At 42.1% G+C, this 12,634-nt stretch carries 12 protein-coding genes; 5 read left to right on the top strand and 7 right to left on the bottom strand.

Annotated elements, in window-relative coordinates; genetic code table 11:
* Window positions 1–84: 84 nt before the first annotated feature.
* A complete protein-coding gene (locus tag NIES592_RS01320; protein WP_062249321.1) occupies window positions 85–540 on the top strand; it encodes a diacylglycerol kinase in 456 nt (151 codons plus the stop codon).
* 121 nt (window positions 541–661) lie between these two features.
* On the opposite strand, the gene NIES592_RS01315 is transcribed toward NIES592_RS01320, so the two are convergent.
* Together NIES592_RS01315 and NIES592_RS01310 are read right to left on the bottom strand one after the other, a co-directional pair.
* Entirely contained in the window at window positions 662–1,087 is a 426-nt protein-coding gene (locus NIES592_RS01315; RefSeq protein WP_009455361.1) for a hypothetical protein, read from the bottom strand.
* Between the two features lie 132 nt (window positions 1,088–1,219).
* A complete protein-coding gene (locus NIES592_RS01310; RefSeq protein WP_062249323.1) occupies window positions 1,220–2,857 on the bottom strand; it encodes a CTP synthase in 1,638 nt (545 codons plus the stop codon).
* 141 nt (window positions 2,858–2,998) lie between these two features.
* On the opposite strand from NIES592_RS01310, the gene NIES592_RS01305 reads away from it, so the two are divergent.
* Window positions 2,999–4,804, top strand: a complete 1,806-nt coding sequence (locus tag NIES592_RS01305) for an N-acetylmuramoyl-L-alanine amidase (RefSeq protein ID WP_073554698.1) — start codon at window positions 2,999–3,001, stop codon at window positions 4,802–4,804.
* A gap of 104 nt (window positions 4,805–4,908) precedes the next feature.
* On the opposite strand, the gene NIES592_RS01300 is transcribed toward NIES592_RS01305, so the two are convergent.
* From NIES592_RS01300 to NIES592_RS01290, 3 genes are all read right to left on the bottom strand, one after another.
* Window positions 4,909–5,184 carry a hypothetical protein gene (locus tag NIES592_RS01300; RefSeq protein WP_073554697.1) on the bottom strand — a complete coding sequence of 92 codons (276 nt, stop codon included), beginning with the start codon at window positions 5,182–5,184 and terminating at the stop codon, window positions 4,909–4,911.
* An 87-nt stretch (window positions 5,185–5,271) separates the two neighbouring features.
* A complete protein-coding gene (locus NIES592_RS01295; protein ID WP_073554696.1) occupies window positions 5,272–6,345 on the bottom strand; it encodes a WD40 repeat domain-containing protein in 1,074 nt (357 codons plus the stop codon).
* Window positions 6,346–6,462: 117 nt separating this feature from the next.
* A complete protein-coding gene (locus NIES592_RS01290; protein ID WP_062249329.1) occupies window positions 6,463–7,434 on the bottom strand; it encodes a CobW family GTP-binding protein in 972 nt (323 codons plus the stop codon).
* A gap of 519 nt (window positions 7,435–7,953) precedes the next feature.
* Between NIES592_RS01290 and NIES592_RS01285 the strand changes: the two genes are divergently transcribed.
* Complete coding sequence (locus tag NIES592_RS01285; RefSeq protein WP_062249331.1) at window positions 7,954–8,442, top strand: GNAT family N-acetyltransferase; 489 nt, start codon at window positions 7,954–7,956, stop codon at window positions 8,440–8,442.
* 43 nt (window positions 8,443–8,485) lie between these two features.
* On the opposite strand, the gene NIES592_RS01280 is transcribed toward NIES592_RS01285, so the two are convergent.
* On the bottom strand, window positions 8,486–9,283 hold the full coding sequence (locus tag NIES592_RS01280; protein WP_073554695.1) for a M15 family metallopeptidase: 798 nt from the start codon (window positions 9,281–9,283) through the stop codon (window positions 8,486–8,488).
* Window positions 9,284–9,384: 101 nt separating this feature from the next.
* On the opposite strand from NIES592_RS01280, the gene NIES592_RS01275 reads away from it, so the two are divergent.
* Complete coding sequence (locus tag NIES592_RS01275; RefSeq protein WP_062249335.1) at window positions 9,385–10,311, top strand: AEC family transporter; 927 nt, start codon at window positions 9,385–9,387, stop codon at window positions 10,309–10,311.
* Between the two features lie 206 nt (window positions 10,312–10,517).
* Here the strand turns inward: NIES592_RS01275 and NIES592_RS01270 are convergent, their stop codons facing one another.
* Window positions 10,518–11,030 carry a phosphoribosyltransferase gene (locus NIES592_RS01270; protein WP_009455352.1) on the bottom strand — a complete coding sequence of 171 codons (513 nt, stop codon included), beginning with the start codon at window positions 11,028–11,030 and terminating at the stop codon, window positions 10,518–10,520.
* Window positions 11,031–11,105: 75 nt separating this feature from the next.
* On the opposite strand from NIES592_RS01270, the gene NIES592_RS01265 reads away from it, so the two are divergent.
* Window positions 11,106–12,578, top strand: coding sequence for an MFS transporter (locus NIES592_RS01265; RefSeq protein WP_062249336.1), 1,473 nt, complete (start codon window positions 11,106–11,108; stop codon window positions 12,576–12,578).
* Window positions 12,579–12,634: the final 56 nt, after the last annotated feature.

Below are 12,634 nucleotides of genomic sequence, written 5' to 3'. Positions count from 1 at the left end.
GAAAATTGGCAGAAATGTCGATTTAATTATTAAAATCGGCACATATTCCCAGTTCAACCACTCTGGTGCTGTAATTTTTCAACTATGTCCCAACCAGTTTCACCACCACCAACTTCAAACCACTTAGAAACAGTTGTCAGCAAAAAGCGAGAATTATCCTGGCAAGTTGCTGCTAATCTATTCGTGAGTTTTAAGTATGCTTGGTGTGGGATAAGTTACGCTTTTCAAACTCAACGTAATTTTCGTATACACGTTGTTATTTGTGTAGTAGCGCTGGGATTAAGCATTTTTTTACGATTAAAAGCAGTGGAAATAGCAGTAATCAGTATAACTAGTGGCTTAGTTTTAGCATTAGAGTTATTAAATACAGCAATTGAGTCAGTAGTTGATTTAACAGTCAAGCAGGCTTACCATGAACTAGCAAAAATTGCCAAAGATTGTGCTGCTGGTGCTGTGTTGATTTCGGCTTGTGTAGCAGTTTTGGTTGCGATCGCACTTTTATTCCCTCCTTTGTTAACCTTAATTTTGTCGGCTTTTTAGAGATTTCTCCTACACAAGGAAACACCCCATAACACAATACAGCAATGTACCAGACGTGCCATGGCACGTCTGATACACTTAGTCAAATCTTACTAGAAAGTTTCATTGGGACTGCTTTTATTTAAGACAAAAAATGCCCAGTTGTCTTTTGAATGTGGTTTACAACTTTCTCGTAAGACTCTGGGTTACTAACTGGATTAATAATAATAGGGATAATGCCGTCTGGCAGCCAAAATGTGATTCTGCCATTCGGTGGTTCATAACAAAAAGAACTGATACAGTTGAGGTTAATTACATACTCGTTTCTCTCGTAGTAGATTTTCACCCAGTAGCTATTTTCTAATTGCGCTTCGGTGATGTATTGGATATACTCTAGAATTTTTTGGTAATCTTGCTGGTTACTTTGAGGATTGATTACTATTGGGATAGCACAATCAGGTAGCCAAAATGTTACCCTACCGTTTTGCTCATAACAAAAGGCACTTACGCGTTCAAAATTGACCACATATTCTTTCCTCTCGTAACTAATTTTTACCCAGTACGCCACAAAGTCTCCTTACATGGGGAATATATCAGGAGCATATTGCTGTACAGCACCCTCTTAGCAGAGTATAAATCTTTATCTGCCAGAAAGTTTTGCGTGAATTCTCTGGAAAATGGCGACTGATTGTCAAGAAATCTAGGAAACTGAAACAGGTGTGTGTCTGCCTTCGTAGGATTGAGAATGAGCGATCGCAGCTTCGATAAAGCCTTTAAATAGAGGATGGGGCGCACTAGGACGAGATTGAAACTCCGGATGAAATTGGCAAGCCAGAAAGAAAGGATGCTTAGGCAATTCTATCATTTCTACTAAACGTCCATCGGGAGAAGTGCCACTAATCACATAACCAGATTCTAAAAACAGGTTGCGGTAAGCGTTATTGAATTCGTAACGATGGCGATGTCTTTCGTAAATTACTTCGTCTTGATACAGACTAAATGCTAAGGTATTGGGCAAAACACGGCAAGGATACAAACCCAAGCGCATTGTCCCGCCCAAATCTACCACGTCTTGCTGTTCTGGCAACAGGTTAATAACTGGATTTTCTGTATGGGGTTCAAATTCAGAACTATGAGCATCGGTAAATGCTGCAATATTTCTGGCCCATTCAATCACAGAACATTGCATTCCTAAGCATAAACCCAAGAAGGGAATTTGATGAATGCGAGCATATTTGATGGCTTCAATTTTACCATCAACTCCACGCACACCAAAACCTCCAGGTACAATTACACCATCCACACCAGCCAAGTGATTCTCGGCTCCATCAACTTCTAGTTTTTCTGAATTTACCCACCGCAGACGCAAATCGCCACTCATGGCGATCGCTGCATGACGCAATGCTTCAACTACAGAAAGATAAGCATCGCTCAATTGTACGTACTTACCAACAATGGCAATTTCGATGGGATGTTTGGGACTATAAAGTCTTTCTACTAAAGTTTGCCACTGAGTTAAATCTGGTTGATGTTGCTCCATATTTAGCAACTCCAGTGTTTGCTGTGCTAGTCCTTCCCGTTCTAAAATTAGCGGTACTTCATAAATGCTCTTAGCATCGATCGCAGGAATTACACAGGCTACGGGGACATCGCAAAACTCGGATAATTTGTGTTTTAATCCGGTTGGTAAGGGGCGATCACATCGACAAATTAAAATATCTGGTTGGATACCAATCGAACGCAGTTCTTTAACAGAGTGCTGTGTGGGTTTAGTTTTCATTTCTCCCGCCGAAGCAATCCAGGGAACTAAGGTGACGTGCATATATAACACGTTTTGCCGTCCTACATCTTTGCGGAACTGACGAATTGCTTCTAAAAATGGTAGTGATTCTATATCCCCTACCGTCCCGCCAATTTCTGTAATTACTACATCAGGATTTGTGTCTTTTGCAACTCTGTCAATTCTTTCTTTGATTTCATTTGTAATATGAGGAATCACCTGTACAGTGCCGCCATTGTAATCTCCGCGACGCTCCCGATTAATTACTGCTTGGTAGATAGAGCCAGTAGTTACACTGTTGAGACGCGACATGGAGGTATCAGTAAAGCGTTCGTAATGCCCTAAGTCCAAGTCTGTTTCCGCGCCATCCTGGGTAACAAACACTTCTCCATGCTGAAAAGGACTCATCGTGCCTGGATCAACATTAATGTATGGATCGAGCTTCAGAATCGATACCGAATAATTCCGAGATTTGAGCAAACGTCCCAGGCTTGCTGCTACAATGCCTTTGCCAATACTGGAAACTACACCACCGGTAACAAACACAAACTTAGTCATAACTCTTAATTTCTAGTAACTTCTCAAGGATGAAGGATAAAGGATGAAGAATGAAAATAAGAATTTAGATTTTATACTTTACACTTCACACTTCACACTTCATACTTCTGCCTTCTGCCTTTCTTATTGTTGTGAATCTTAATGTATTTTGGCGTGAAATCACTTTTAGGATTTTTAATATTAGGCTTTATAGTCGCCTCCTCTGTATTTGTTTCAGCACAACAGCCATATCCCTATTTGCGGGTAGTTTATCCTCCCCCAAATCACCAAACTAGTGCTGATCGCATTTTCTTCCTTGGTACAGCCCCCGCTTCCGGACAGGTTTTAATCAATGGTAAAGCAATCAGGCGCAGTCAGTCTGGCCATTTTGCCCCTAGTTTACCTTTACAGGTGGGAGAAAATACTTTTAAAATCAGCTACCAAAAACAAGCAATTCAGATTCAGGTAACAAGGCTTGCTACCCAACCGGAAATACCACAGGGTTTAGCCTTTGCCAAAGATTCTTTGACTCCAGCAGTGGACATTGCTAGACTTCCAGGGGAATTGATTTGTTTTAGTGCGATCGCCACTCCCAACGCCAGTGTCTCTGTAAAATTGGGTAATCAAACAATTTCCCTCTCGCCCCAACCCCAACAAGCACAACTACCAAGCAATTTGGCAGCACTGACAGGACGAAATCAACCTTTTGTTAACCATAGTGCTAGTAAATACGAGGGATGTACTACAGTACAGGAAAATGATTTACCCGTTGCAGACAACACCAACGAAGTAGATTTAGGTAAACCTCAGTTTCAACTGACGCTAAATGGCAAAACGATAAATCAGGAAGGAACAGGAAAAATCACTATCCTATCACCCGCAAAATTGCCAGTTGTGGAAGTCACAGCCGATGCTGGTGTTGCTCGTACTGGTCCGAGTACAGATTATTCTCGACTGACGCCCCTACCTAAAAGTACACGTGCAGCAGTCACAGCTAGGGAAGGAGAATGGTTGCGCTTGGACTATGGCGGTTGGATCAATAGTAAGGAAACCACTACTATACCAGGGGCTGTTCCTCCCCACTCAATCATTCGTAGTGTTGGTTATCGTCCACAACCTAACATGACAGAGATGGTTTTTCCTCTGCAAGTTCCCGTCCCTGTCAGCGTACAACAAGGAGATAAAACTTTTACTCTCACTCTCCACAATACCACCGCTCAAACTGATATTATTCGCTTGGACGATAATCCTTTAATTTCTCGCTTAGATTGGCAGCAAGTGAAGCCAGAACAGTTACAATACACCTTCAACCTCAAAAAAAGTCAACAGTGGGGATACAAGCTGAGATACGAAGGTACAAGCTTGATATTAAGTTTACGTCACTCTCCCATTCGTAACAGCAAACAAAAGCCTTTATCAGGCATCAAGATATTACTAGATCCAGGACACGGTGGCAAAGAACCTGGTGCAAGAGGACCAAATGGCTACTCAGAAAAAGATGTGAATTTAACAGTATCAAAATTAGTGCGGGATGAATTGGTGAAGCGAGGCGCAACAGTGGTGATGACGCGGGAAGATGACAAAGAAGTGTCGCTTCCTGAACGCCAAGCAATCATAGATAGGGAAGAACCAGCAATCTCTATTTCCATCCATTACAACTCCCTCCCCGACGATGGCGACGCCGAAAACACCAAAGGGATAGCAACTTTTTGGTATCATCCCCAAGCGCACGACTTAGCAATATTCATGCAGAATTATTTAGTTAAAACCAGAAAACGGCCTTCCTACGGTGTGTTTTGGGATAACTTAGCGCTGACGCGTCCAGCGAGTGCACCATCAATATTATTAGAGTTAGGTTTTATGAGTAACCCCGATGAATTTGAGTGGGTGATGGATGAAAAAGAACAAAAGAAATTAGCAAAGGCTGTAGCTGATGGAATTGTCGAGTGGTTTAAGAGTGTGAACTAAATCCCTGACTTTTTGGAAAAGTCGGGGATCTCAAGAGTGTTGCGATCGCTTGTTTTGAAGAGTGAATCCACAATGTTCTCGTTTGAACCAAGATATATTTTCGGTCAAAGCAAATCAGAAAGTGATAGTTTGCCTTCCATCTGAAGTTTGGCTTGCACACAATTAGCACAACTACAACCAAGTTGATCAATAATCGCTTGAGAATCACTAGATAAGTTTGGTGCAATCCATGGGTGAACAGGTTGTGCAGATACGAAAGTTACCTGTTGTGTGACAGCAGCTATAGACTTGAGATAAGATGCAGCCGCCGGATTTGCTACCAACAGCATAGAAGTAAGGACTACAGGACAAGCAAGTAAAATTAGTTTGATTATGTTCATAATTGACAACAAACCCTATAGGACTATAGCATAGCCAATCCTTACTGACTCGTCATGAGTAATAATTGTTCCTTTTAGCTGTTAGCCTTATCCAAAACCTTGACCATGTGATGTTTGTACCCAAATAAATAATTCACCCTCTTTACCACCAGCAGCTAGTAGCTTACCTTGGGGATGCCAAGCTAGGCACGAAAAGCCATCTGATGCGCCTGTGAGAATTTGCGATATTTGCTTGGCATCTTTCCATAGACAAACCCAGCCATCAGCACCTGCGGAAGCCAGTAGCAAACTATGAGGTGCAAAGGCGATCGCATTAATTACATTTACATGATTGGTTAATACAGTTGCTTCCCAACCTAAAGACTCATCCTGCGACTTTTCCCAAACAACGATACCGTCAACGCTACAGCAAGCCAAAATCGGTACACCATTTTGATTGCCAATATCTGACCAGGTGATTTCGCGAATCTTACCCGGAAAGCCACGCATCACCCAAGGCTGGGGGTCATTACCAGAGATTAGTAACTGACTTTCAACTACAGTTATGGTGCGATCCATATTGCCGGAAGCCAGATAATTGCCATCAGGTGACCATGCCATTGCAATACTGACAGAAGGTATATCCAAAATATATGGTTGCTGGTTCCAGTCTTGGCAATTCCACACCTTAATACCCTGATGACCACCAATGGCCAGGTATTTGCCATCACTACGCCAATCAATACCCAATGCTGATGAAGATTCAAAATTGAGAATCACAACAATCTCACGAGTATCAGCATTCCAGACTTGCACGCGCCGCCCTAAGCTAAAAGCTAGTTGGTGAGAGTTGGGACTCCAAGTTAGTTGATCAACCCAAGCCGGAGCATTTTCTAAAGTAGCAATTAATTCTGTTCCTTGCCAAATCTTGACTAGACCATCTTGACCACCCACGGCTAAGAATTGCCCATCATGGGAAAAAGCCAGGCAATCAACAGATTGATCATTGCTAGTTTGCAAGGTTGTGAAATTGTCATTTTGCCATAATGCTACTTCCCCAGCAGCAGAAGCAGCAGCAAGCATTGTACCTTGCGGCGACCAAGCGATCGCTCTCACGTAATCTGAAAGGGTTCCAGAAAAGTACTGGTCAAATTTTTTGGAATTGAGAGTTGAGGGTTTCATAATGATGGGGGGGATGGGGGGCTAGGGGTCCCCACTTTGTGGGGTTGGGGGGCAATGGGGGAATGGGGGAATGGGGAGAATAAATATTTATGCCCTATGCCCAATTCCCGATCCGCTTTAAACTAAGCAGGCGAGAAAATTTTGTTTTAATTTGGCTTCATCTAGGTTACGACCGATAAATACCAGTTCATTTTTACGGGTTTCGCCTTCTTTCCACGGGCGGTCGGGTTTGCCTTCAAAGATCATATGCACACCTTGAAAGACAAAGCGATCGTCCTCTCCGGCGATATTTAAAATACCCTTCATACGAAAGATATCGGGCCCTTGGGTTTGCAGTAACTTGCCTAGCCAGTTGTTGAGTTTCTCTCCATCAAGTGCGCCTTCGGCAACTAAAGCCACAGAATAAACGGTTTCATCGTGTTCGTGGGCATCTTCTCCCAAAAATTCTGGGTCAATTTCCAAAGCCCGATCCAAATCAAAGGCTTTCACACCTAAAAGTGCATCCATTCCTACTTCGGAATTGCGGGTACGGTAAATTTTTGCCATCGCATTCATCCCGCGAATTCGCCTTTCTAATTCATCTAACACATCTGACGTCACTAAATCAGTTTTATTCAACAAGATAACGTCCGCAAAGGCAATCTGTTCTTGTGCTTCGTCAGCTTCCCAATGCTGCCAAATGTGCTTAGCATCTACCACCGTTACCACTGCATCCAGTTCTAATTGTTGGCGCATATCTTCATCGACAAAAAATGTCTGAATGACTGGTGCGGGATCAGCTAACCCAGTGGTTTCAATGACTAAATGGTCAAATTTATGACGGCGTTTCATTAAATTACTGATGATGCGAATCAAATCGCCCCGTACTGTACAGCAGATACAGCCGTTGTTCATCTCAAAGATTTCTTCATCTGTATCGATAACTAATTGATTATCAATACCGACTTCCCCAAATTCATTAACAATCACAGCCACTTTCTTGCCATGTTCATGGGTGAGAATACGATTGAGCAGAGTTGTTTTTCCTGCTCCTAAATAACCTGTAATAACTGTTACTGGAACTACGTCTGTTGTCACACTAGTGACCATATCCCAGATACCCTTTTTTAAATGATAATCGTATTCACTCTAGTTAATTTTCAGAGCTTTGACCAGCTCCTTGAAAAGGAATCTAACAGCTTTAGCCACAAGGAGCAATCGCTCCTTGTACTACTAGTGGTTTGCCACATTAATTTTGATGGCTAAAGAAATGAACCGCGAAGACACGAAGAACGCGAAGGAAGAGGAAAAGAAGATGAGTCTAAAAATTGGTTTACCTGTCAAAGTTTGTGTGGTGAACTACTAGTCCACCAAAGAAATTATGAGAGGTCATAGATCCCCGACTTTTTGAAAAAGTCGGGGATCTGAACAACCACAACCTTAAAAAATTCCCCATACAACTCATCTGGATTTTTGGTTGTGGAGAGGAAAGTCGCCCCATTGCGGAGAATGGGTAATCGGTAATTACAGAAAAGGAAAACAAAATTTGCTGACTTTTGCCTTACTTGTCTGTGACCAATACACTGTATGATTTTTTAGATATTTTCTAAACTTTTCTTGAAACAGTAAATGATTATCCGCCATGCGACTGAAGCTGACTTGCCAAAAGTTGTAGCAATTTATAATGCCGCAGTTTCTGGACGCATGGCAACTGCTGATTTAGAACCAGTATCTGTGGAAAGCCGTCGTACTTGGTTTAGTGCGCGATCGCCCTCAAAAAATCCACTTTGGGTAATTGAGGTCGAGGGCGTAGTGGCTGGATGGTTGAGTTTACAATCTTTTTACGGACGACCAGCATATCATGCTACTGCTGAGGTTAGTATTTACATAGCTCCTAAGTATCATCGCCACGGTTTAGGAAAACAGTTACTATCTCAAGCGATTAACCAAAGTCCCAACTTGGGCATTAAGAATTTATTAGGTTTTATTTTTGCTCATAACCATCCAAGCTTACAATTGTTTAACAAATTTGGCTTTCAAAATTGGGGATACCTACCCAAAGTTGCAGAATTGGATGGTGTGGAACGGGATTTAGTAATTATGGGACGACATATTTAACAGTTATCAGTTGAATAACACTACCCCACCTCCCCCTATTCTCTCATTGCGGCACTTGAGTCGGCTTAACATTTTTGGCTCTATAGAAAGTTTCCAAGCTGTCGCGATCGCCTACAAAACGCCAATGCCAAGGTTCATAACTCACGCCTTGGGAATTATCTTTGGGAAAGGACATCTCAAAGCCAAAACGAGCAGCATTTGTTTGTAGCCATTGAAAAGCTTTGGTATTTTCAAAATTCTCATTCAAGTTAGTCGCTGGTGCTGTTCCATCCCCAATATCCACGGCGTAACCTGTATGATGTTCGCTATGACCAGGAGGAGCGCTCAAAGCTGCTCTCTGGGCTGGAGTTTGATTGCGTTGAGCGCCTACACCAAAGAATAATTGTTCTTGCTCTTTAACTGAACGAAAGCCAGAAATAGGTGTCAAAATAACACCAGCACTCCGCGCTGCTGCCACCATCTCCTGATATTTTTGGGCTGCTACTTTTCGCAGTCTTTGCCGTCCATCTGCCGAAATTGGTGCTAGTTCTGATTCTGGCGCTTCTGTGTATGCCAGATGTCCCAGAACTTGGTCGGTATTGTTGTTTTGTGAATTCGCAGGAGTTGAATTAGTTGGAGAAGGCTGAGAAACTAAATTTTTTTTCGGTGCAGTCCAGGCGAACAAAAAACCACTAATCACAGCCAGCAGCCCACAAACAAGCACTCCCCCAATTCCCAAAACCAAGAGAGATAGACGCCTCTTGGGTGCGACATCAGGAGAATCGCGTAAAGCTGCTGGAATATCTTCACCAGACACAGGCGATGAGTTTCGCGGTTTTCCAGAAAACTCAGCGTTCTTCAAGGGTTAACTCCTGCTTTTGTTGAGTATTCATAACAGATTGTAGACTGGAGAGGAATAAAGGCAATAGGTATCATTTTAGATATTTAATTTCGAGTTTCGTTTTGACAAACCTCTTAGAACTATATGTCAAATTGGTGGGTTTAGTTTTGCTAGGGTTTTTCTTGGGACGCAAACTACCTGCTACTGTTCCCACCCGCTTAGGTCATTTCCTCTTTTGGGTAGGAGTACCGTTGAGCATTGTAGCTTTTTTATATCAAACAGACTTGTCAGGGCAAATTTGGATTGCACCTGCGATCGCCTACTTAGCCATTTTCCTTGGGGCATTACTAGCCTGGATGGGGATAAAATGGCAAGCCCTTTTTACAAAAAACAATCTTCAGCAACCAACTCAGGGTAGTTTTCTCCTAGCAGCAATGGTAGGTAACACTGGTTATTTGGGTTATCCTGTTACCTTGGCCATAGTTGGCACTCAATATTTTGCTTGGGCGCTATTTTACGATTTGCTTGGTACCACGCTAGGCGCTTATGGCTTAGGCGTAGCCTTAGCAGCACGTTTTAGTAGCAGTGTCCATGATATTAAACATGTTACTAAGGCAATAATTATTAATCCTGCTTTGTGGAGTTTTGGTTTCGGTTTAATATTACGGCAAGTAGTAATTCCTACCCCAGTTGAATTTTACCTAGGTAAATTTGCTTGGACTACTGTGGCATTGTCGCTGTTATTAATCGGAATGCGATTAAGTAAGCTCAATTCCTGGCATAGCTTACCACAAGCAGGAATCAGCTTGGGAATAAAAATGTTATTAGTTCCGCTGATTTTGGGCTTTACTTTACCATTTTTTGGTTTAACAGGCCAAGCAGCCTTGGTTATAGTCCTACAAATGGCTATGCCTCCAGCCTTTGCCACATTAGTGCTTGCTGAAACCTTCAATCTTGATCGCGATCTAGCAGTTACTGCCTTAGCCGTAGGATCAATAGTATTATTATTTACTCTACCTCTGTGGTTGTGGCTATTTTCTGTAGGGTAGCGACACTAGCCAAAATTAACAATAGAAACTAATTTTCTGTGACATTCTATGATTGACATTGATTAAATGTACTTAGTGGAGAGCATTTATTCGAGTAGCATGAGGAGCGATCGCATTAGGTGAAAGTGTACAGCTTGGTGGCGAGAGGATGTTGAAATATTTCCTATCCGCACTTCTGATTATCACTAACCACTAACCACCAACCACTAACTACTAACCACTTCCAATAATTCCGCCGGATTCATAAATTCATAGTGTTCAAATGGTTGATGAATCCAAGGATTATCAGATAAATAATCAACGTAATAATCAGGTTTTATTACTGAACAAGCTTTATACCAAATTACCGCAGTGCGAATTTCCTCTATTGGAGTATCAGAATGCGTCTTTAGCCAAGGTATAGTCTCTTTCAGAGTCACCCCAGAATCCACTAAGTCATCAACTAAGAGAATGCGCGAACCTAACTTTTCTGTAGTCATTGTCAAATGGCGAGAAAAGGTTAAATATCCCCTTTCTTGCTTGCCTGGGCCACTGTAAGATGATGTTGCTAAAATTGCCAAGGGCTGGTTATAAATACGGGAGAGAATATCACCCACCCGTAGTCCGCCTCTAGCAAGGCAAATAATTTGATTGAACTCCCAACCTGATTGATAGATTTGAGCAGCCAATTGTTCAATTTTGCGGTGATAATCTGACCAAGAAATGTAAAGGTCTGGCATAGTAGGCAAAGTTATTTGTAGCTATTAATGAAATGGCAAATCAAACTTTTTATCTTAGTATGAGCGAAGTGTAATATGAGCGATTCTCCCCCTGATGGTAATTTCCAGCACAGTGCTGAGAATGAAAAACTAGACTTGAGTACTAAGCTAGCTTTTGGTGCTGGAGATTTGGGTACGGCAATTACTGCCATGATAGGGATCTCTTATTTGTCACCTTTCCTGACAGATGTCGCTGGTTTGAATCCCCAATTAGCTGGACAAACTCAACTCGTCGGTAAAGTTTGGGATGCAGTCAATGATCCAATGGTGGGGGTATTGAGCGATCGCACTCAAAGCAGTCAGGGGAGACGCTATCCTTGGATGATTTGGGGGGCAATTCCCTTCGGCGTTTTCTTTTTTTTGCAGTGGATTGTACCTCACTTTAGTAATAACGAAAATGTGAATCAGTGGGGTTTATTTTGGTATTACACTGCGATTTCGATATTGTTTAATGCTTTCTACACAGTTGTTAATTTACCATACACGGCTCTCACTGCTGAACTAACCCAAGACTATGACGAACGTACCAGCCTCAATAGTTTTCGTTTTGCTTTTTCGATTGGTGGCAGCATTCTTGCTTTAATTATTGGATTAGTTATTTCTTTAGTAGTTCCTAATAACCGCAGCTTACAGTTTTTATTAATAGGAGTGATTTGTGCGATTATTTCTGTTCTACCAATATATTGGTGTGTTTGGGGAACGAAAAAACGCGCTCAAGCTGTAGCAAACTTGCACCCAGAAACAGAAGAAACTGTCTCCATTCCCATTGGGCAACAACTTAAAATTGCTTTTAGTAATCGCCCTTTTTTGTTTGTAGTCGGGATATATCTTTGTTCCTGGTTAGCAGTCCAACTCACAGCTGGTATTATTCCTTATTTTGTCATTAGTTGGATGCGTCTTCCCCAATGGCACATTAGTTCAGTACTACTAGCTGTACAAGGAACCGCAATGAGTATGTTGTTTGTCTGGAGTGCCATTAGTAAGCGTGTTGGCAAACAAGCTGTGTACTACATGGGTATGACTTTGTGGATTATCGCTCAAGCTGGACTGTTTTTCGTCAAGCCAGATCAGGTTGTGTTGATGTACTGTTTAGCAGTTTTAGCTGGTTTTGGGGTATCAACAGCTTATTTAATTCCTTGGTCAATGCTACCAGACGTGATTGAATTAGATGAATTAAAAACAGGACAGCGTCGGGAAGGTATTTTCTATAGTTTCATGGTATTTTTGCAAAAAATTTGTTTGGGTTTGGCTGTGAATTTAGTTTTGCAAAGACTGGGTGCAGCTGGATATATTAAACCCACACCAGAAATACCTGTACCAACTCAACCAGACTCTGTTTTAGAAGTGATTCGTGTTTCGATTGGCCCCTTACCAGCAGCAGCTTTAATTTGTGGTTTAGTTTTGGCGTATTTTTACCCAATTACCCGCGAAATGCACGCTGAAATTTTACTCAAACTCCAGGAAAGAAGGGAGAGACGGGGGATCGGGAATAGGGGAGATGGGGTGTGAGGGGTGTGAGGGGTGTGTAGACGAGGCAGTGCGGTGGACGGGTTTCCCGGCATAAA

It is taken from the genome of Fischerella major NIES-592 (assembly GCF_001904645.1).
Lineage (GTDB): Bacteria > Cyanobacteriota > Cyanobacteriia > Cyanobacteriales > Nostocaceae > Fischerella > Fischerella thermalis.
Note: the sequence above shows the minus strand (reverse complement) of the source record. Positions and strands in the feature narration are given on the sequence as shown.